Source organism: Paraburkholderia sp. 35.1 (assembly GCF_050436525.1).
Taxonomy (GTDB): domain Bacteria; phylum Pseudomonadota; class Gammaproteobacteria; order Burkholderiales; family Burkholderiaceae; genus Paraburkholderia; species Paraburkholderia tuberum.
The window spans coordinates 1,651,324-1,672,834 of sequence record NZ_JBNDMJ010000003.1 but is presented as its reverse complement, the minus strand read 5'-3'; the positions used below and the strand labels follow the sequence as shown (position 1 = coordinate 1,672,834).

The 21,511-nt window shown below is 59.2% G+C and carries 11 protein-coding genes, 4 tRNA genes and 2 rRNA genes; all 17 read left to right on the top strand.

What is annotated here, in order from left to right; translation table 11 throughout:
• The first annotated feature begins 21 nt into the window (after window positions 1–21).
• Window positions 22–2,903: ribosomal RNA gene (locus OKW27_RS27880) — 23S ribosomal RNA — on the top strand.
• Window positions 2,904–3,130: 227 nt separating this feature from the next.
• Window positions 3,131–3,244 (top strand): 5S ribosomal RNA (gene rrf, locus OKW27_RS27875).
• A 156-nt stretch (window positions 3,245–3,400) separates the two neighbouring features.
• Window positions 3,401–3,486 (top strand) — tRNA-Tyr (locus OKW27_RS27870).
• Window positions 3,487–3,526: 40 nt separating this feature from the next.
• Window positions 3,527–3,600, top strand: a tRNA-Gly gene (locus OKW27_RS27865).
• A gap of 16 nt (window positions 3,601–3,616) precedes the next feature.
• Window positions 3,617–3,691 (top strand) — tRNA-Thr (locus OKW27_RS27860).
• A gap of 62 nt (window positions 3,692–3,753) precedes the next feature.
• Window positions 3,754–4,944, top strand: coding sequence for an elongation factor Tu (tuf, locus tag OKW27_RS27855; RefSeq protein ID WP_429335414.1), 1,191 nt, complete (start codon window positions 3,754–3,756; stop codon window positions 4,942–4,944).
• A gap of 64 nt (window positions 4,945–5,008) precedes the next feature.
• Window positions 5,009–5,084 (top strand) — tRNA-Trp (locus tag OKW27_RS27850).
• A 34-nt stretch (window positions 5,085–5,118) separates the two neighbouring features.
• A complete protein-coding gene (gene secE, locus OKW27_RS27845) occupies window positions 5,119–5,499 on the top strand; it encodes a preprotein translocase subunit SecE (RefSeq protein ID WP_090802176.1) in 381 nt (126 codons plus the stop codon).
• A 1-nt stretch (window position 5,500) separates the two neighbouring features.
• Window positions 5,501–6,058 (top strand): transcription termination/antitermination protein NusG, encoded by a 558-nt coding sequence (gene nusG, locus OKW27_RS27840; protein WP_075303275.1) that lies wholly within the window; start codon window positions 5,501–5,503, stop codon window positions 6,056–6,058.
• Window positions 6,059–6,219: 161 nt separating this feature from the next.
• Window positions 6,220–6,651, top strand: coding sequence for a 50S ribosomal protein L11 (gene rplK / locus OKW27_RS27835; RefSeq protein WP_008922976.1), 432 nt, complete (start codon window positions 6,220–6,222; stop codon window positions 6,649–6,651).
• Window positions 6,652–7,350, top strand: a complete 699-nt coding sequence (gene rplA, locus OKW27_RS27830; protein ID WP_090802175.1) for a 50S ribosomal protein L1 — start codon at window positions 6,652–6,654, stop codon at window positions 7,348–7,350.
• Window positions 7,351–7,653: 303 nt separating this feature from the next.
• Window positions 7,654–8,157 (top strand): 50S ribosomal protein L10, encoded by a 504-nt coding sequence (rplJ, locus tag OKW27_RS27825; protein ID WP_062129470.1) that lies wholly within the window; start codon window positions 7,654–7,656, stop codon window positions 8,155–8,157.
• Between the two features lie 63 nt (window positions 8,158–8,220).
• Complete coding sequence (rplL, locus tag OKW27_RS27820; RefSeq protein WP_018420143.1) at window positions 8,221–8,598, top strand: 50S ribosomal protein L7/L12; 378 nt, start codon at window positions 8,221–8,223, stop codon at window positions 8,596–8,598.
• 369 nt (window positions 8,599–8,967) lie between these two features.
• Window positions 8,968–13,074, top strand: coding sequence for a DNA-directed RNA polymerase subunit beta (rpoB, locus tag OKW27_RS27815; RefSeq protein ID WP_090802173.1), 4,107 nt, complete (start codon window positions 8,968–8,970; stop codon window positions 13,072–13,074).
• 21 nt (window positions 13,075–13,095) lie between these two features.
• Window positions 13,096–17,334 carry a DNA-directed RNA polymerase subunit beta' gene (gene rpoC / locus OKW27_RS27810; RefSeq protein ID WP_184070693.1) on the top strand — a complete coding sequence of 1,413 codons (4,239 nt, stop codon included), beginning with the start codon at window positions 13,096–13,098 and terminating at the stop codon, window positions 17,332–17,334.
• Between the two features lie 502 nt (window positions 17,335–17,836).
• The gene (ltrA, locus tag OKW27_RS27805) at window positions 17,837–19,234 is read left to right on the top strand and encodes a group II intron reverse transcriptase/maturase (protein WP_090807930.1); all 1,398 of its coding nucleotides are present in this window, start codon (window positions 17,837–17,839) and stop codon (window positions 19,232–19,234) included.
• 225 nt (window positions 19,235–19,459) lie between these two features.
• A complete protein-coding gene (gene recQ / locus OKW27_RS27800) occupies window positions 19,460–21,307 on the top strand; it encodes a DNA helicase RecQ (RefSeq protein ID WP_429335413.1) in 1,848 nt (615 codons plus the stop codon).
• Window positions 21,308–21,511: the final 204 nt, after the last annotated feature.

Below are 21,511 nucleotides of genomic sequence, written 5' to 3'. Positions count from 1 at the left end.
ACAGAGACACACCCGTTATAGGGTCAAGCGAACAAGTGCATGTGGTGGATGCCTTGGCGATCACAGGCGATGAAGGACGCGGTAGCCTGCGAAAAGCTCCGGGGAGCTGGCAAACGAGCATTGATCCGGAGATGTCCGAATGGGGAAACCCACTCCTAATGGAGTATCCGTAGCTGAATCCATAGGCTGCGTGAGGCGAACGCGGTGAACTGAAACATCTAAGTAACCGCAGGAAAAGAAATCAACCGAGATTCCCAGAGTAGTGGCGAGCGAAATGGGATCAGCCGGTACACGTTATCTGTATTGTTAGTCGAACGCTCTGGAAAGTGCGGCCATAGCAGGTGATAGCCCTGTAGACGAAAACAGCATGGAAGAACTGGGTGTACGAGAAGTAGGGCGGGACACGTGAAATCCTGTCTGAAGATGGGGGGACCATCCTCCAAGGCTAAATACTCGTGATCGACCGATAGTGAACCAGTACCGTGAGGGAAAGGCGAAAAGAACCCCGGGAGGGGAGTGAAACAGATCCTGAAACCGCATGCATACAAACAGTCGGAGCCTCTGCGAAGGGGTGACGGCGTACCTTTTGTATAATGGGTCAGCGACTTACATTCAGTGGCGAGCTTAACCGATTAGGGCAGGCGTAGCGAAAGCGAGTCCGAACAGGGCGTCCAGTCGCTGGGTGTAGACCCGAAACCAGGTGATCTATCCATGGCCAGGTTGAAGGCACGGTAACACGTGCTGGAGGACCGAACCCACTAACGTTGAAAAGTTAGGGGATGAGCTGTGGATAGGGGTGAAAGGCTAAACAAACCTGGAAATAGCTGGTTCTCTCCGAAAACTATTTAGGTAGTGCCTCGTGTATCACCTTCGGGGGTAGAGCACTGTCATGGTTGTGGGGTCCATTGCGGATTACTACGCCATAGCAAACTCCGAATACCGAAGAGTGCAATCACGGGAGACAGACATCGGGTGCTAACGTCCGGTGTCAAGAGGGAAACAACCCAGACCGCCAGCTAAGGTCCCCAAATATGGCTAAGTGGGAAACGAAGTGGGAAGGCTAAAACAGTCAGGAGGTTGGCTTAGAAGCAGCCACCCTTTAAAGAAAGCGTAATAGCTCACTGATCGAGTCGTCCTGCGCGGAAGATGTAACGGGGCTAAGCCATATACCGAAGCTGCGGATGCACAGTAATGTGCATGGTAGGAGAGCGTTCCGTAAGCCTGCGAAGGTGCACTGGAAAGTGTGCTGGAGGTATCGGAAGTGCGAATGCTGACATGAGTAGCGATAAAGGGGGTGAAAGGCCCCCTCGCCGTAAGCCCAAGGTTTCCTACGCAACGTTCATCGGCGTAGGGTGAGTCGGCCCCTAAGGCGAGGCAGAAATGCGTAGCTGATGGGAAGCAGATTAATATTTCTGCACCATTGTGAAATGCGATGGGGGGACGGATCGCGGAAGGTTGTCCGGGTGTTGGAAGTCCCGGTCCTTGCATTGGAGAAGGCGCTTTGGCAAATCCGGGCGCGGAATTCAAGGGTGCGAGGCGAGCCACTTCGGTGGCGAAGCAACTGGAAGGGGTTCCAGGAAAAGCCTCTAAGCTTCAGTTTCACAGTGACCGTACCGCAAACCGACACAGGTGGGCGAGATGAGTATTCTAAGGCGCTTGAGAGAACTCGGGAGAAGGAACTCGGCAAATTGGTACCGTAACTTCGGGATAAGGTACGCCCTCATAGCCTGACTGGCCTGCGCCAGAAGGGTGAAAGGGTTGCAATAAACTGGTGGCTGCGACTGTTTAATAAAAACACAGCACTCTGCAAACACGAAAGTGGACGTATAGGGTGTGACGCCTGCCCGGTGCCGGAAGATTAAATGATGGGGTGCAAGCTCCTGATTGAAGTCCCGGTAAACGGCGGCCGTAACTATAACGGTCCTAAGGTAGCGAAATTCCTTGTCGGGTAAGTTCCGACCTGCACGAATGGCGTAACGATGGCCACACTGTCTCCTCCCGAGACTCAGCGAAGTTGAAGTGTTTGTGATGATGCAATCTCCCCGCGGCTAGACGGAAAGACCCCATGAACCTTTACTGCAGCTTTGCATTGGACTTTGAACCGGTCTGTGTAGGATAGGTGGGAGGCTATGAAGTTGGGACGCCAGTCTCAATGGAGCCGTCCTTGAAATACCACCCTGATCTGTTTGAGGTTCTAACCTTGGCCCGTGATCCGGGTCGGGGACAGTGCATGGTAGGCAGTTTGACTGGGGCGGTCTCCTCCCAAAGTGTAACGGAGGAGTACGAAGGTACGCTAGGTACGGTCGGAAATCGTGCTGATAGTGCAATGGCATAAGCGTGCTTGACTGTGAGACTGACAAGTCGAACAGGTGCGAAAGCAGGTCATAGTGATCCGGTGGTTCTGTATGGAAGGGCCATCGCTCAACGGATAAAAGGTACTCTGGGGATAACAGGCTGATACCGCCCAAGAGTTCATATCGACGGCGGTGTTTGGCACCTCGATGTCGGCTCATCTCATCCTGGGGCTGTAGCCGGTCCCAAGGGTATGGCTGTTCGCCATTTAAAGAGGTACGTGAGCTGGGTTTAAAACGTCGTGAGACAGTTTGGTCCCTATCTGCCGTGGGCGCTGGATATTTGAAGGGGGCTGCTCCTAGTACGAGAGGACCGGAGTGGACGAACCTCTGGTGTACCGGTTGTCACGCCAGTGGCATCGCCGGGTAGCTATGTTCGGAAGAGATAACCGCTGAAAGCATCTAAGCGGGAAACTCGCCTTAAGATGAGATATCCCCGGGGCTTCGAGCCCCTTGAAGGGTCGTTCAAGACCAGGACGTTGATAGGTCAGGTGTGCACGTACAGTAATGTACTGAGCTAACTGATACTAATTGCCCGTAAGGCTTGATCCTATAACAGGTGTGTCTCGACCCGCGTGAGTGCTTCAGCACTTACGCGGGTCCGATCCCCGAAGGGGATTTGTGTGACCTCCCGCGGGAGCTCACAGAAACGCCCGGTTGGGATTCAGTGTTGTGCCAGAAACAACACAACCCCCCACACTCGAATCCTTTACGCTTCTTCCCGATTGGCTGTGGCGCGACCGGTTGACTTCAACCCTGCGACGCAGCAACCCGTCATGCCTGATGACCATAGCGAGTCGGCCCCACCCCTTCCCATCCCGAACAGGACCGTGAAACGACTCCACGCCGATGATAGTGCGGATTGCCCGTGTGAAAGTAGGTAATCGTCAGGCTCCCCCCCAGTCAGAAACCCCACCCGCCGCGGTGGGGTTTTTGCGTTTACGAACGGCTAACAGCCAATCACTATATAAGTGAGAGCGTTGGGATAGGAACGGTCAAGCAGCCCTTGACAAAGAGACATTGTTCCCCCATAATCGTCAGTTCTCTGCGGAGGGGTGCCCGAGTGGCTAAAGGGGGCAGACTGTAAATCTGTTGGCTTACGCCTACGTTGGTTCGAATCCAACCTCCTCCACCAGAATGCACGATGTAGCAGTTGTTGGGAATCCATGATCCTTGCGGGTGTAGCTCAATGGTAGAGCAGAAGCCTTCCAAGCTTACGACGAGGGTTCGATTCCCTTCACCCGCTCCAGCAACACAGAGGTAGCGCCCATGTGGCTCAGTGGTAGAGCACTCCCTTGGTAAGGGAGAGGTCGGCAGTTCGATCCTGCCCATGGGCACCAGAAGTAATCGGTGATTGTTTGCGCCCGGCGCAACGTACGGAAAATCCTCTTAGGAGTCGAAAATGGCCAAGGGTAAGTTTGAGCGGACCAAGCCGCACGTGAACGTGGGCACGATCGGTCACGTTGACCACGGCAAGACCACGCTGACGGCAGCGATCACGACGGTCCTGACGCAGAAGTTTGGCGGCGAAGCGAAGGCGTACGACCAGATCGACGCGGCGCCGGAAGAAAAGGCGCGTGGCATTACCATCAACACCGCGCACGTCGAGTACGAAACGGCTAACCGCCACTACGCACACGTCGACTGCCCGGGCCACGCAGACTACGTGAAGAACATGATCACGGGCGCGGCGCAGATGGACGGCGCAATCCTGGTGTGCTCGGCTGCCGACGGCCCGATGCCGCAAACGCGTGAGCACATCCTGCTGGCGCGTCAGGTTGGCGTTCCGTACATCATCGTGTTCCTGAACAAGTGCGACATGGTGGACGACGCCGAGCTGCTGGAGCTCGTCGAGATGGAAGTTCGCGAACTTCTGTCGAAGTACGACTTCCCGGGCGACGAGACGCCGATCATCAAGGGTTCGGCCAAGCTGGCGCTGGAAGGCGACAGGGGCGAGCTGGGCGAGGTGGCGATCATGAACCTGGCCGATGCGCTGGACACGTACATCCCGACGCCGGAGCGCGCGGTTGACGGTGCGTTCCTGATGCCGGTGGAAGACGTGTTCTCGATCTCGGGTCGCGGCACGGTGGTGACGGGTCGCGTCGAGCGCGGCGTGATCAAGGTTGGCGAGGAAATCGAGATCGTCGGTATCCGCGCAACGGCCAAGACGACCTGCACGGGCGTGGAAATGTTCCGCAAGCTGCTCGACCAGGGTCAGGCAGGCGACAACGTTGGTATCCTGCTGCGCGGCACGAAGCGTGAAGACGTGGAGCGTGGTCAGGTTCTGGCCAAGCCGGGTTCGATCAACCCGCACACGCACTTCACGGCTGAAGTGTACGTGCTGAGCAAGGACGAAGGCGGCCGTCACACGCCGTTCTTCAACAACTACCGTCCGCAGTTCTACTTCCGTACGACGGACGTGACGGGCTCGATCGAGCTGCCGAAGGACAAGGAAATGGTGATGCCGGGCGACAACGTGTCGATCACGGTGAAACTGATCAACCCGATCGCGATGGAAGAAGGTCTGCGCTTCGCAATTCGCGAAGGTGGCCGTACGGTCGGCGCTGGTGTCGTCGCCAAGATCATCGAGTAACGCCAGAGAGTTCTCGACAATCGGTTGTATCGGGGTTGGTGGTGTCGTCAACCCCAAATGGTTTAGGGGTATAGCTCAACTGGCAGAGCGTCGGTCTCCAAAACCGAAGGTTGGGGGTTCGATTCCCTCTGCCCCTGCCAACTATCGCGCCGTAGTGGCGCTTGTTAAGGTGTTATGGCGAATCCTTCCGTCGAAACTGTAAATACATCCGGCGACAAGTTGATGTTGATCGCAGGTGTGTTGCTGGTCTTGGCCGGGTTCGTGGGGTTCTTCTGGCTTAATGGCCAGGAATGGTACATCCGCGGAGCCGCCTTGGCTGTTGGTGCGATCGCGGGTGTCGTAGTCGGTCTACTCTCGGCGCCTGGCAAGGGTTTCATCGCTTTCGCCAATGACTCATACAAAGAGGTCCGCAAGGTAGTTTGGCCGAGTCGCAAAGAGGCGACCCAAACAACACTCGTGGTCTTCGGCTTCGTAGTCGTGATGGCTATCTTCCTCTGGGTTTGTGATAAATCCATTGAGTGGGCGATTTTCTCGGCGATTCTGGGTTGGAAATGATATGAGTGATACTCCGGCATCCCCGAGCGGCAAGCGTTGGTACGTAGTGCACGCATATTCCGGTATGGAGAAGAGCGTGCAACGAGCGCTTCAGGAGCGCATCGAGCGGGCTGGTATGCAGGATCAGTTCGGCCAGATCCTCGTTCCAACGGAAGAGGTTGTTGAGGTAAAGGGCGGTCACAAATCAGTAACCGAACGTCGTTTCTTCCCGGGCTATGTTTTAGTCGAAATGGAAATGACAGACGAAACGTGGCACCTCGTGAAAAATACGGCGAAGGTGACCGGCTTCGTAGGCGGGGCGCGTAATCGGCCGAGCCCGATCTCCCCTCGGGAAGTTGAAAAGATCATGTCGCAGATGCAGGAGGGCGTGGAGAAGCCGCGTCCGAAGACCCTGTTTGAGGTAGGCGAGATGGTGCGGGTGAAAGAAGGCCCGTTCACAGATTTCAACGGCAGCGTCGAAGAAGTGAACTACGAAAAGTCGCGAGTCCGTGTTTCCGTTACAATCTTCGGCCGCGCAACGCCGGTCGAGTTGGAATTCGGCCAAGTCGAAAAGTTGTAGTCTAGATTTTACGGAACGCACCGCTAGGTGCGTTCCGTATTTCGCGCTTACGGTCCGCGTAATGGCCGTTGAGGAGCGTAACTAGCCAGTTTGTCGGCGAACACGCGCTACTACTCACTGAGCGTCCGCCCGTAAGGCGGCGTTCCACAGAGGTTCTCGAAATGGCAAAGAAAATTATCGGCTTTATCAAGCTGCAGATTCCTGCAGGTAAAGCCAATCCGTCGCCGCCGGTTGGTCCGGCACTGGGTCAGCGCGGCCTGAACATCATGGAGTTCTGCAAGGCGTTCAACGCGCAGACTCAAGCGATGGAACCGGGTCTGCCGATTCCTGTCGTGATCACGGCATTCGCGGACAAGAGCTTCACGTTCGTTCTGAAGACGCCGCCGGCTACGGTTCTGATCAAGAAGGCAGCGAAGCTCGATAAGGGTTCGAGCAAGCCGCATACCGACAAAGTGGGCAAGATCACCCGCGCTCAAGCTGAAGATATCGCCAAGACCAAGATGCCCGATCTGACGGCTGCTGATCTGGACGCAGCGGTTCGTACGATCGCTGGTAGCGCCCGCTCGATGGGCATCACCGTGGAGGGCGTGTAAATGGCTAAGCTTTCGAAGCGTCTGCAAGCATTTGCAGCCAAAGTGGATCGTCAGAAGCTGTACCCGATCGAAGACGCTCTGTCGCTCGTGAAGGAATGCGCAAGCGCGAAGTTCGACGAGTCGATCGACGTCGCCGTGCAACTCGGCATTGACGCAAAGAAGTCGGATCAAGTGGTTCGCGGCTCGGTCGTGCTGCCCGCTGGTACCGGTAAGTCGGTCCGCGTCGCTGTGTTCGCGCAGGGCGAAAAGGCTGAGCAGGCTCGTGCCGCTGGTGCTGACGTCGTCGGTATGGAAGACCTGGCCGAACAGGTCAAGGCCGGGAACCTGAACTTCGACATCGTGATCGCTTCGCCGGACACGATGCGTATCGTCGGTACGCTCGGGCAGATTCTCGGCCCGCGTGGCCTGATGCCGAACCCGAAGGTTGGCACGGTCACGCCGGACGTCGCGACCGCGGTCAAGAACGCCAAGGCTGGTCAGGTGCAATTCCGTGTCGACAAGGCCGGCATTATCCACGCAACGATCGGCCGCGCTTCGTTTGAACCGGCAGCACTGCGCAACAACCTGAATGCGCTGATCGAAGCGCTGCAGAAGGCGAAGCCGGCAACGAGCAAGGGCGTGTATCTGCGCAAGGTCGCTCTGTCGAGCACGATGGGTGTTGGTGTTCGTGTCGACCAGACGTCGATCGCTGCCCAGTAATGAATTTCGCCGCTCCGGCGCGAGTTGGGGCGGCTTCTAAGGGCTTTGGGCGGTTGCGAGGTGGCAGTCTGCATCGCGCGACCGGTTGTCAAAGACCGTTGGTGGGCACGCAGCAAGTAGGCGGGTCCTTAATGTAAAGCCAACGCAGATGGCGAACCCGAAAAGGTTTTGTAGTGGTGAAGCCGTTCGATGTCTGTAGCGATACGGATTTTTGACGGTCGAAATACTCCTGACTGGTCGGACGCCGTTATTGAATGCGGTACACAAGGCGCACGCTGCGTGTATCGAATCTGGAGGTTAACCGTGCCACTAAACAAAGAAAGCAAGCAGGCCGTCGTCGCTGAGGTTGCCGCGCAAGTCGCGAAAGCTCAGACCGTGGTTCTGGCTGAGTATCGTGGAATCGCGGTTGGCGATCTGACCAAGCTGCGCGCGAAAGCGCGTGAGCAACAGGTTTACCTTCGCGTGTTGAAGAACACGCTGGCGCGTCGCGCCGTCGAGGGTACCCCGTTTGCTCCGCTGGCAGAGCAGATGACTGGCCCCCTGATCTACGGCATCTCGGAAGATGCGATTGCTGCTGCTAAGGTCGTCAATGACTTCAGCAAGAGCAATGACAAGTTGGTCATCAAGGCTGGTTCCTACGAAGGCAAGGTGATGGACAAGGCTGGCGTGCAAGCGCTGGCAAGCATCCCGAGCCGCGAAGAACTGCTCTCCAAGCTGTTGTACGTTATGCAGGCACCTGTTTCTGGCTTCGCGCGCGCTCTGGCCGCGCTGGCAGAAAAGAAGCAAGGCGAAGAAGCCGCTGCGTAATGCACTTCAGTCGAGCGTGATTGATCGCTGGCTGTATCCGAATTCAATTTAGGAGTATTTCAAATGGCAATCGCAAAAGAAGACATCCTCGAAGCCGTAGGCTCGATGTCGGTTCTGGAACTGAACGAGTTGGTCAAGGCGTTCGAAGAAAAGTTTGGCGTCTCGGCAGCTGCTGTTGCAGTGGCTGGCCCGGCAGGTGCAGCCGGCGGCGCTGCTGCTGCTGAAGAGCAGACCGAATTCACGGTCATCTTGGCTGAAACCGGTGCAAACAAGGTTTCGGTCATTAAGGCTGTTCGCGAACTGACGGGTCTCGGCCTGAAGGAAGCGAAGGATCTGGTCGACGGTGCACCGAAGCCCGTTAAGGAAGCGGTGCCCAAGGCTGCTGCTGAAGAAGCCAAGAAGAAGCTGGAAGAAGCCGGCGCGAAGGTTGAAATCAAGTAAGCTTCAACGCGCTGTGCGAAGGCTGGCGGTTTTTCACCGCCGGCCTTTTTGTGCTTTGTGGAGGACGCGTTTTTGCGGGCGTATGCCGGCAGGAATGTGATTCCCAGAAGCCAAAGAAAAACGCCCACGGTAATTTTGACCGGCATTTCTCTTTGTCTTCTGAAGCGACTGCAGAAGGCAAGTTTGGTCGGGTAGCGGGCAACACAGGCATCCGCTGCCGTCAGCCAGCGGTTGGTAGCGGCCAACCACCAAGCTTCTAGGCTCGTTCAAGCCATCGGACGGCCATCGGGTCTCAGTCGGTGAACACTCGGGTTGTCTCATCAAGGTATCCTGCCTCGACAACTATGCCCGCCGTGATTCGGAGATCGTATGCAATATTCCTTCACCGAGAAGAAGCGTATTCGCAAGAGTTTTGCGAAGCGCCCCATCGTTCACCAAGTACCTTTCCTGCTGGCTACCCAGCTTGAATCATTCAGCACGTTTCTGCAAGCAGATACGTCATCTACGCAACGCAAGCCGGAAGGCTTGCAGGCCGCGTTTACTTCCGTTTTTCCGATCGTTTCGCACAACGGCTTCGCGCGCCTTGAGTTCGTCAGCTACATGCTGTCGCCGCCGGCATTCAACATCAAGGAATGCCAGCAGCGCGGTCTGACGTACTGCTCGGCGCTGCGCGCCAAGGTGCGTCTGGTGCTGCTCGACAAAGAATCACCGAGCAAGCCGGTCGTCAAAGAAGTGAAGGAACAGGAAGTGTACATGGGCGAAATCCCGCTCATGACGCCGACCGGTTCGTTCGTCATCAACGGCACGGAACGTGTGATCGTTTCGCAGTTGCACCGTTCGCCGGGTGTTTTCTTCGAACACGACAAGGGCAAGACGCACAGCTCGGGCAAGCTGCTGTTTTCGGCACGTATCATTCCCTACCGTGGCTCGTGGCTCGACTTCGAGTTCGACCCGAAGGACGTGCTGTACTTCCGCGTCGACCGTCGTCGTAAGATGCCGGTTACGATCCTGCTAAAGGCAATCGGCCTGACGCCGGAACAGATCCTCGCAAACTTCTTCGTGTTCGACAATTTCACGCTGATGCCGGAAGGCGCGCAGATGGAATTCGTGCCGGAGCGTTTGCGCGGTGAAGTCGCGCGCTTCGATATCACGGACCGCGATGGCAACGTGATCGTCCAGAAGGACAAGCGGATCAACGCCAAGCACATTCGCGACCTCGATAACGCGAAGACCAAGTTCATCTCGGTGCCGGAAGATTATCTGCTCGGCCGCGTGCTCGCGAAGAACGTGATCGACGGCGATACGGGTGAAGTCATCGCGAACGCCAACGACGAAATTACCGAATCCGTGCTCGAGAAGCTGCGCGAAGCGAAGATCAAGGACATCCAGACGCTCTACACGAACGATCTGGACCAAGGTCCGTACATCTCGTCGACGCTGCGTATCGACGAAACGGCCGACAAGATGGCCGCACGTATCGCGATCTACCGCATGATGCGTCCGGGCGAGCCGCCGACGGAAGAAGCGGTCGAGGCACTGTTCAACCGTCTGTTCTACAGCGAAGAAGCGTACGACCTGTCGAAGGTGGGTCGTATGAAGTTCAACCGGCGCGTCGGCCGTGATGAAATCGTCGGTCCGATGACGCTGCAGGACGACGACATTCTCGCGACGATCAAGATCCTCGTCGAGCTGCGCAACGGCAAGGGCGAAGTGGACGACATCGACCACCTCGGCAACCGTCGTGTGCGCTGCGTCGGCGAACTCGCTGAGAACCAGTTCCGCGCGGGCCTCGTGCGTGTCGAACGTGCTGTGAAGGAACGCCTCGGCCAGGCCGAAAGCGAAAACTTGATGCCGCACGACCTGATCAACTCGAAGCCGATCTCGTCGGCGATTCGCGAGTTCTTCGGGTCGTCGCAGCTGTCGCAGTTCATGGACCAGACCAATCCGCTGTCGGAAATCACGCACAAGCGTCGTGTTTCTGCACTAGGCCCGGGCGGTCTGACTCGTGAGCGCGCAGGCTTCGAAGTCCGCGACGTGCACCCAACTCACTACGGCCGTGTGTGCCCGATTGAAACGCCGGAAGGTCCGAACATCGGTCTGATCAACTCGCTTGCTCTGTACGCGCACCTGAACGAATACGGCTTCCTCGAAACGCCGTATCGCAAGGTGGCGGACGGCAAGGTGACCGACCAGATTGACTATCTGTCGGCGATCGAAGAAGGCCGTTACGTGATCGCTCAGGCGAACGCGGCGGTGGCCGACGACCGCACGCTGACCGACGAACTCGTGTCGTCGCGTGAAGCGGGCGAAACGCTGATGGTCACGCCGGACCGCATTCAGTACATGGACGTGGCGCCGTCGCAGATCGTGTCGGTCGCAGCTTCGCTGATTCCGTTCCTCGAGCACGACGACGCGAACCGCGCATTGATGGGCTCGAACATGCAGCGTCAGGCCGTCCCGTGTCTGCGTCCGGAAAAGCCGGTCGTCGGTACGGGTATCGAACGCACCGTGGCGGTCGACTCGGGCACGACGGTTCAGGCACTGCGTGGCGGTGTGGTCGATTACGTCGACGCGGGCCGTATCGTGATTCGCGTGAACGACGACGAAGCGGTCGCGGGTGAAGTCGGCGTCGACATCTACAATCTGATCAAGTACACGCGTTCGAACCAGAACACGAACATCAACCAGCGTCCGATCGTGAAGATGGGCGACAAGGTTGCGCGCGGCGACGTGCTGGCTGACGGCGCATCGACCGATCTGGGCGAGCTCGCGCTCGGCCAGAACATGCTGATCGCGTTCATGCCATGGAACGGCTACAACTTCGAAGACTCCATCCTGATTTCGGAGAAGGTCGTTGCGGACGACCGTTACACGTCGATTCACATCGAAGAACTGAACGTCGTTGCACGTGACACGAAGCTCGGACCGGAAGAAATCACGCGCGACATCTCGAATCTCGCCGAAGTGCAGCTTGGCCGTCTCGACGAGTCGGGCATCGTGTACATCGGCGCGGAAGTCGAGGCGGGCGACGTGCTGGTCGGCAAGGTCACGCCGAAGGGCGAAACCCAGCTCACGCCGGAAGAAAAGCTGCTGCGCGCGATCTTCGGTGAGAAGGCGTCGGACGTGAAGGACACGTCGCTGCGCGTGCCGTCGGGCATGAGCGGCACTGTGATCGACGTGCAGGTATTCACGCGTGAAGGCATCCAGCGCGACAAGCGCGCGCAACAGATCATCGACGATGAACTGAAGCGCTATCGTCTCGACCTGAACGACCAGTTGCGTATCGTGGAAGGCGATGCGTTCCAGCGTCTCGCACGCATGCTCGAAGGCAAGGTGGTGAACGGCGGTCCGAAGAAGCTCGCGAAGGGCACGAAGATCGACCGCGCTTACCTCGAAGATCTGGACCACTATCACTGGTTCGACATCCGCCTCGCGGATGAAGAAGCAGCGGCCCAGCTCGAAGCGATCAAGAACTCGATCGAAGAGAAGCGTCACCAGTTCGACCTCGCGTTCGAAGAGAAGCGCAAGAAGCTCACGCAAGGCGACGAACTGCCGCCGGGCGTGCTGAAGATGGTCAAGGTGTATCTGGCGGTGAAGCGCCGTCTGCAGCCTGGCGACAAGATGGCAGGCCGTCACGGTAACAAGGGTGTCGTGTCGAAGATCGTGCCGATCGAAGACATGCCGTACATGGCCGACGGCCGTCCGGCTGACGTCGTTCTGAACCCGCTCGGCGTGCCGTCGCGGATGAACGTGGGTCAGGTTCTCGAAGTGCATCTGGGTTGGGCCGCGAAGGGTCTCGGCTGGCGTATCGGCGAAATGCTGCAGCGTCAGGCGAAGATCGCTGAACTGCGCGAATTCCTGATCAAGATCTACAACGAATCGGGCCGCGCCGAAGAGCTGGACAGCTTCAGCGACGACGAAATCCTCGAACTGGCGAAGAACCTGCGCGAAGGCGTGCCGTTCGCAACGCCGGTGTTCGACGGTGCGACGGAAGAAGAAATGTCCCGTGCGCTGGATCTGGCGTTCCCGGACGACATCGCTGAAAACCTCGGCATGACGCCGTCGAAGAACCAGGTGCGTCTGTTCGACGGTCGCACGGGTGAGATGTTCGAACGTACGGTGACGGTCGGCTACATGCACTACCTGAAGCTGCATCACCTGGTCGACGACAAGATGCACGCGCGTTCCACGGGCCCGTACTCGCTCGTCACGCAGCAGCCGTTGGGCGGTAAGGCGCAGTTCGGTGGCCAGCGTTTCGGTGAAATGGAAGTGTGGGCGCTCGAAGCGTACGGCGCATCGTACGTGCTGCAGGAAATGCTGACGGTGAAGTCGGACGACGTGACGGGCCGGACCAAGGTTTACGAGAACCTGGTCAAGGGCGATCACGTGATCGATGCCGGCATGCCTGAGTCGTTCAACGTGTTGGTGAAGGAAATCCGGTCGCTGGGTATCGACATCGACCTGGACCGGAACTAATCGGACTACTGGAGAGAAGCGATGAAAGCTTTGCTCGATCTATTCAAGCAAGTCCAACAACCTGAAGTTTTCGACGCGATCAAGATCGGTCTGGCCTCGCCGGACAAGATCCGTTCGTGGTCGTTCGGTGAAGTCAAGAAGCCGGAAACCATCAACTACCGCACGTTCAAGCCGGAGCGCGATGGTCTGTTCTGCGCGAAGATTTTCGGTCCGATCAAGGACTACGAATGCCTTTGCGGCAAGTACAAGCGCCTGAAGCACCGCGGCGTGATCTGCGAGAAGTGCGGCGTCGAAGTGACGCTCGCGAAGGTGCGTCGTGAGCGAATGGGCCACATTGAGCTGGCCTCGCCGGTCGCGCACATCTGGTTCCTGAAGTCGCTGCCGTCGCGTCTGGGCATGGTGCTCGACATGACGCTGCGCGACATCGAGCGCGTGCTGTACTTCGAAGCATACGTGGTGATCGATCCGGGCATGACGCCGCTGAAAGCGCGGCAGATCATGACCGAAGAGGATTACTACAACAAGGTCGAGGAATACGGCGACGAATTCCGTGCCGAAATGGGCGCGGAAGGTATTCGCGAACTGCTGCGCGCGATCAACATCGACGAGCAGGTCGAGCTGCTGCGCACGGAGCTCAAGAACACCGGCTCGGAAGCGAAGATCAAGAAGTACGCGAAGCGCCTGAAAGTGCTCGAGGCGTTCCAGCGTTCGGGCATCAAGCCGGACTGGATGGTCCTCGAAGTGCTGCCGGTGCTGCCGCCGGAACTGCGTCCGCTCGTCCCGCTCGACGGCGGCCGTTTCGCGACGTCGGATCTGAACGACCTGTATCGCCGCGTGATCAACCGTAACAACCGGTTGAAGCGTTTGCTCGAGCTGAAGGCGCCTGAAATCATCGTCCGCAACGAAAAGCGGATGCTGCAGGAAGCCGTCGACTCGCTGCTCGACAACGGCCGTCGCGGCAAGGCGATGACCGGTGCGAACAAGCGTCCGCTAAAGTCGCTCGCGGACATGATCAAGGGTAAGGGCGGTCGCTTCCGTCAGAACCTGCTCGGTAAGCGTGTCGACTACTCGGGCCGTTCGGTGATCGTGGTCGGCCCGACGCTGAAGCTGCATCAGTGCGGTCTGCCGAAGCTGATGGCGCTCGAACTGTTCAAGCCGTTCATCTTCAACAAGCTCGAAGTGATGGGTGTCGCTACCACCATCAAGGCTGCGAAGAAGGAGGTCGAGAACCAGACACCGGTGGTGTGGGACATCCTCGAAGAGGTGATCCGCGAACATCCGGTCATGCTGAACCGTGCGCCGACGCTGCACCGTCTCGGCATCCAGGCTTTCGAGCCGGTGCTGATCGAAGGTAAGGCAATCCAGCTGCACCCGCTCGTTTGCGCGGCGTTCAACGCCGACTTCGACGGTGACCAGATGGCCGTTCACGTGCCGCTGTCGCTCGAAGCGCAGATGGAAGCGCGCACGCTGATGCTCGCGTCGAACAACGTACTGTTCCCGGCTAACGGCGATCCGTCGATCGTGCCGTCGCAGGATATCGTGCTCGGCCTGTACTACGCGACGCGTGAAGCGGTGAACGGCAAGGGCGAAGGCCTGACGTTCACGGGCGTGTCGGAAGTGCTGCGCGCGTACGAGAACAAGGAAGTCGAACTGGCCTCGCGCGTCAACGTGCGGATCACCGAAATGGTCCACAACGAAGACAAGTCGGAAGGCGGCCCGGCGTTCGTACCGAAGATCACGCTGTATGCGACCACGGTTGGCCGCTCGATCCTGTCGGAAATCCTGCCGCCGGGTCTGCCGTTCTCGGTGCTGAACAAGCCGCTGAAGAAGAAGGAAATCTCGCGTCTGATCAACACCGCGTTCCGCAAGTGCGGTCTGCGTGAGACGGTGATTTTCGCCGACCAACTGATGCAGTCGGGCTTCCGTCTGGCAACGCGCGCTGGTATTTCGATTTGCGTCGACGACATGCTCGTACCGCCGCAGAAGGAAACCATCGTTGGCGACGCCGCGAAGAAGGTGAAGGAATACGACCGTCAGTACATGTCGGGTCTCGTCACTGCGCAGGAGCGCTACAACAACGTGGTCGACATCTGGTCGGCGACGTCGGAAGCGGTCGGCAAGGCAATGATGGAGCAGCTGTCGACGGAACCGGTCACGGACCGCGACGGCAACCAGACGCGTCAGGAGTCGTTCAACTCCATCTACATGATGGCGGACTCAGGCGCTCGTGGTTCCGCGGTTCAGATCCGTCAGCTGGCCGGTATGCGCGGTCTGATGGCGAAGCCGGACGGCTCGATCATCGAGACGCCGATTACGGCGAACTTCCGCGAAGGTCTGAACGTGTTGCAGTACTTCATCTCGACCCACGGTGCACGTAAGGGTCTGGCTGATACGGCACTGAAGACCGCGAACTCGGGTTACCTGACGCGTCGTCTCGTCGACGTGACGCAGGATCTGGTCGTCGTCGAGGAAGATTGCGGCACGTCGAACGGCGTGGCGATGAAGGCGCTCGTGGAAGGCGGTGAAGTGGTCGAAGCGCTGCGTGACCGTATCCTGGGTCGCGTGGCCGTGGCTGACATCGTCAACCCGGAATCGCAGGAAACGCTGTTCGAAGCGGGCACACTGCTCGACGAAGACGCGGTCGAAGACATCGAACGCCTCGGCATCGACGAAGTGCGGGTACGCACGCCGCTGACCTGCGAAACGCGCTACGGTCTGTGCGCGGCCTGCTACGGTCGCGACCTCGGCCGCGGCTCGCTGGTGAACGTCGGCGAAGCGGTCGGCGTGATCGCGGCGCAGTCAATCGGTGAACCGGGCACGCAGCTCACGATGCGTACGTTCCACATCGGTGGCGCGGCGTCGCGTGCGGCGGTGGCATCGTCGGTCGAAGCGAAGTCGAACGGTACGGTGCGTTTCACGTCGACGATGCGTTACGTCACGAATGCGAAGGGCGAGCAGATCGTCATCTCGCGTTCGGGTGAAGCGATGATCACCGACGATCACGGCCGCGAGCGCGAGCGTCACAAGGTGCCGTACGGCGCCACGCTGCTGCAGCTCGACGGTGCGCAGATCAAGGCTGGCACGCAACTGGCCACGTGGGATCCGATGACGCGTCCGATCATCACCGAGTACGGTGGTACGGTGAAGTTCGAGAACGTCGAGGAAGGCGTGACGGTCGCGAAACAGATCGACGACGTGACGGGTCTGTCCACGCTCGTCGTGATCGACGTGAAGCGTCGTGGTTCGCAGGCGTCGAAGACGGTGCGTCCGCAGGTCAAGCTGCTGGATGCGAACGGCGAGGAAGTGAAGATCCCGAACACCGAGCACTCGGTGCAGATCGGCTTCCAGGTCGGCGCGCTGATCACCGTGAAGGACGGTCAGCAGGTGCAGGTCGGCGAAGTGCTCGCACGTATCCCGACCGAATCGCAGAAGACGCGTGACATTACCGGTGGTCTGCCGCGTGTGGCGGAACTGTTCGAAGCACGTTCGCCGAAGGACGCGGGTATCCTGGCGGAAGTCACGGGTACGACGTCGTTCGGTAAGGACACGAAGGGCAAGCAGCGTCTCGTTATCACGGACCTCGAGGGCAACCAGCACGAGTTCCTGATCGCGAAGGAAAAGCAGGTTCTGGTGCACGATGGTCAGGTCGTCAACAAGGGCGAAATGATCGTCGACGGACCGGCGGATCCGCACGACATCCTGCGTCTGCAGGGCGTCGAGGCGCTGTCGCGCTACATCGTGGACGAAGTGCAGGACGTGTACCGTCTGCAAGGCGTGAAGATCAACGACAAGCACATCGAAGTGATCGTCCGTCAGATGCTGCGCCGCGTGCAGATTTCGGACAACGGCGATACGCGTTTCATCCCGGGCGAACAGGTCGAGCGGTCGGACATGCTCGACGAGAACGACCGTATGATCGCGGAAGACAAGCGTCCGGCAACGTACGAAAACGTGCTGCTCGGTATCACGAAGGCGTCGCTGTCGACCGATTCGTTCATCTCCGCGGCGTCGTTCCAGGAAACGACCCGCGTGCTGACCGAAGCGGCGATCATGGGCAAGCGCGACGACCTGCGTGGCCTGAAGGAAAACGTGATCGTCGGCCGCCTGATTCCGGCCGGTACGGGTCTCGCGTTCCACAAGGCGCGCAAGAGCAAGGAACTGGCCGACCGCGAGCGTTTCGATCAGATCGCAGCGGAAGAGTCGTTCGAATTCGGTACGCCGGAAACGCCGGCTGCCGAACAGCAACACTCGGGCGAGTAAGTGCTGGCGGCGCAAGCCGCCTTGCCTTACGAGCCACGAAGGCCGCTCAGTTTCGACTGAGCGGTTTTTTTTTGTGCGCCCGGCAGGGCGCACTTACTGGGAGGTGAAAGTCCTCTGCTCGCCCGACAAGGGGAAGAGCTAGCGGAAGGCAAGGGTGTCGCGGGCGACTGCGAATCCGAAGGAAGCCGGAAGCAAAGCGCTGGCCTGACGAACAGGAAGCGGATACGAGGCGGCCTGGCGGGGTGAGATGCCGAAATCATCAAAGCCCAATACTTGTACGGAACGTCAGGACGTATATCCGACAGGCATAAGCGTGAAGGTGGGTGCGCAATACCCGGGGAGATCTGCATATGTGCCTCGTGCTACCGACACCGGGAGGTGTTGGGATGCGTATGCAGAAGTCAGCAGACGGCGTAATAGGTTGGGGGCAAGGCGGTGAGCCGAAGAAACCCCCGACTGAAGGCCTGAACATTGAACAACGCGATTAGGACATCCGACCTCGATGCAAATCGATGACGCAACAAGGCAGGCCACTGTGCCCGGCAAGGAGCTAGACGAACGGATTTCGTCGATGGCCGTGCTGGGAGCCGAGGATTGCACGGCGGCGGATGGGCAAACGAAAGCGGAAGGACGGCGGCTTTGCGGGATGGAGGCCGTGGTCGAACGTCATAACCTATGGCAAGCGTATGAGCGGGTCATGCGGAACAAGGGCGCGGCGGGAGTCGATGGACTCACCGTGTACGAGTTCAAGGCGTGGCTGCAACAGCACTGGCCGAGCGTCAAGGCAGCCTTGCTGGGAGGAGTCTACATGCCGGCGGCGATACGCAAGGTGGAGATACCCAAGCCTAACGGCGGGGTGCGGACACTGGGTATTGCGACGGTACTGGATCGCCTGATCCAGCAGGCATTGCTGCAAGTTCTCCAACCAGAGTTCGATCCTGAATTCTCCGGGCATAGCTATGGGTTCCGACCGGGCCGCAATGCATGGCAAGCGGTGCAACGAGCGCAAGGCTATATCAGGGAAGGCCACCGCTGGGTGGTTGACCTTGATCTGGAGAAGTTTTTTGACCGGGTGAACCACGACATCCTTATGTCGCGGGTGGCTCGCCGGGTCAAAGATGAACGGGTATTGAAACTGATCCGCCGCTACCTGGAAGCGGGCATGATGTCTGAAGGAATCGTCAACGCGAGGACAGAAGGCACGCCGCAAGGCGGTCCGCTGTCGCCCTTGTTGTCGAATATCCTGCTGACGGATCTGGACCGCGAACTGGAGCGCCGGGGACATCGGTTCTGCCGCTACGCTGATGACTGCAACATTTACGTCAAAAGTCAAACGGCTGGACAGCGCGCGATGGTTGCGATCACCGGTTACCTGGAAAAGAAACTCAGGCTCCAGGTCAACCGGGATAAAAGCGCCGTCGCGCGGCCTTGGCAGCGGAAGTTTCTAGGCTACAGCGTCACATGGCACAAGCAGGCGCGGCTGAAGATTGCCGATAGCAGTCTGAAGCGACTGAGGGACAGGGTGCGCGAAATCGTGGTGGGGAATGCCTCGCGCAACCTCGCCGTAACGATAGCGGCACTCAACCCGGTGTTACGTGGCTGGGCCTCATACTTCCGCTTGACCGAGGTTAAAGGTGTACTGGAGGAGCTGGACGGGTGGGTACGGCGCAAACTGCGCTGCCTGCTATGGCGGCAGTGGAAGCGTCCGTCCACCCGTCACAAGCGACTACAAGCGCGAGGCCTGGATAAGACGCGGGCATGGAAGTCGGCAAGCAACGGACGCGGTCCTTGGTGGAACGCCGGAGCAAGCCACATGAACGCGGCCTATCCCAAGAGCTTCTTTGACGTATCAGGGTTGGTTTCGCTGCTCGATACCCAGCGGCGCTTCCAGCGTGTTTAATGAACCGCCGTATGCGGAACCGCACGTACGGTGGTGTGAGAGGGCGACGGAGGTAACTCCGTCCCCTACTCGATGCTCTTTTTGCGCGTGCATGGGTGCCAAGTGCCGGAGCAGTCCTAGGCCCGATGGCTAACGTTGTCGCAAAGCGCGGGCGCGGCACGAATGGGTTGGTAAAATTCGTCTCACCGCCTGCGTGCCGTTCCTTTCGCCGTCTCTCTCAAATACATGTCCCGACCGCTCGAAATCCTCAATGAAGTCTTTGGTTATCCCGCGTTCAGAGGGCAGCAGGGCGAAATTGTCGAGCACGTCGCCGACGGTGGCGATTGCCTTGTGCTGATGCCGACGGGCGGCGGCAAATCGCTGTGCTATCAGATCCCGTCGCTGGTGCGGCGCGAACGCGGCTTTGGCACCGGCATCGTGGTGTCGCCACTGATCGCGCTGATGCAGGATCAGGTGGCCGCGCTGACCGAAGTCGGCGTGCGGGCCGCGTACCTGAACTCAACGTTGTCGAGCGCGGAGGCGGTGGCCACCGAGCGGGCGCTCCGCGACGGCGACATCGATCTGCTCTACGTCGCACCGGAGCGGCTGATGACGCCGCGCTTCCAGGAACTGCTCGAACGCACGCGCATCGGTCTTTTCGCGATCGACGAAGCGCACTGCGTGTCGCAATGGGGACACGATTTCCGGCCCGAATATATTCAGCTGTCGGTGCTGCACGAGCGCTTTCCGAATGTCCCGCGCATCGCGCTGACGGCGACCGCCGACGCGATCACACGCGACGAAATCATCCACCGTCTCGCGCTCGAAGACGCGCGCGTGTTCGTGTCGAGTTTCGATCGGCCGAACATCCGCTATCGCATCGCCGAAAAAGACAACGCGCGCACGCAACTGCTCGACTTCATCCGCGCCGAGCATACGAAAGCCGACGGTACGACCGACGCGGGCGTCGTTTATTGCCTGTCGCGCCGCAAGGTCGAGGAAACCGCGGAGTGGCTGAAGGAAAAGGGCATGCGCGCGCTGCCGTACCACGCCGGCATGGAGTTCGAGGTGCGCCAGAAACATCAGGAGATGTTCCAGCGCGAGGAAGGCATCGTGATGTGCGCGACGATTGCGTTCGGCATGGGCATCGACAAACCCGACGTGCGGTTCGTCGCGCATCTGGATTTGCCCAAGAGCGTGGAAGGGTACTACCAGGAGACCGGCCGCGCGGGCCGCGACGGACTGCCGTCGAACGCGTGGATGGCCTACGGGCTCGGCGACGTCGTGCAGCAGCGCAAGATGATCGACGAATCCGAAGCAGACGACGCGCACAAGCGCGTCCAGACCGGCAAGCTCGACGCGCTGCTCGGTTTGTGCGAAACGGCGACTTGCCGGCGGGTGCGCCTGCTCGCGTACTTCGGCGAAACGAGCCAGCCGTGCGGCAACTGCGACAACTGCCTCGAGCCGCCGCCGACCTGGGATGCAACGCGCGAGGCTCAGATGGCGCTGTCGTGCGTGTTTCGCGCGCAGCGTGCGAGCGGCTTTCATTTCGGAGCCGGACACCTGATAGATATTTTGCGTGGCAACCGCAGCGAAAAAATCCTGCAGCGCGGCCACGAGAAGCTGACCACGTTCGGTATCGGCGCGGCGCTCGGTGAGCCGGAGTGGCGTGCGATCTTTCGCCAACTCGTCGCGTTCGGTTACCTGACGGTCGACCACGAGGGCTTCGGTTCGCTCGTGCTGACGGAGGCGAGCAAGCCGGTGCTCAAGGGCGAGCAGAAGGTGACGATGCGTCGCTACGTCAAGCCGACACGCACGCGTCAATCGTCGGGTCGTACGAGCGAGCGCGCCGATCCGACCATTGGCATGGGCCCTCGCGAGCGGGCCCGCTGGGAGCGCCTACGCATGTGGCGCACAGAAACCGCGAAGAGCGACGGAGTGCCGGCTTATGTGATTTTCCATGACGCGACGCTCGCGGAAATCGCCCGTCTCGGCCCCGATTCGATCGACGGTCTGCGCGGGATTCCGGGCATGGGGGCGCGTAAACTGGACCGTTTCGGCGACGAATTGCTGCACGTCGTAGCGGCAGACTGACGTCGTCTGGCTGTTGAGCCGGATTGACACGGGCGAAACACCGCAACCTGTTGACTCCCTTAGTATTTTCGGAATATTATGTTAGGTTCCGGTTCTTGGAATGCCTACGCGCAACTTCAGTTCGTGCGTGAGCGGGCCAGCCCGGAAGTTCGATGCGCGGGCGTTTCCGCTTTGCCCGGAAACCGATGCGTCGATTTTGTTCAA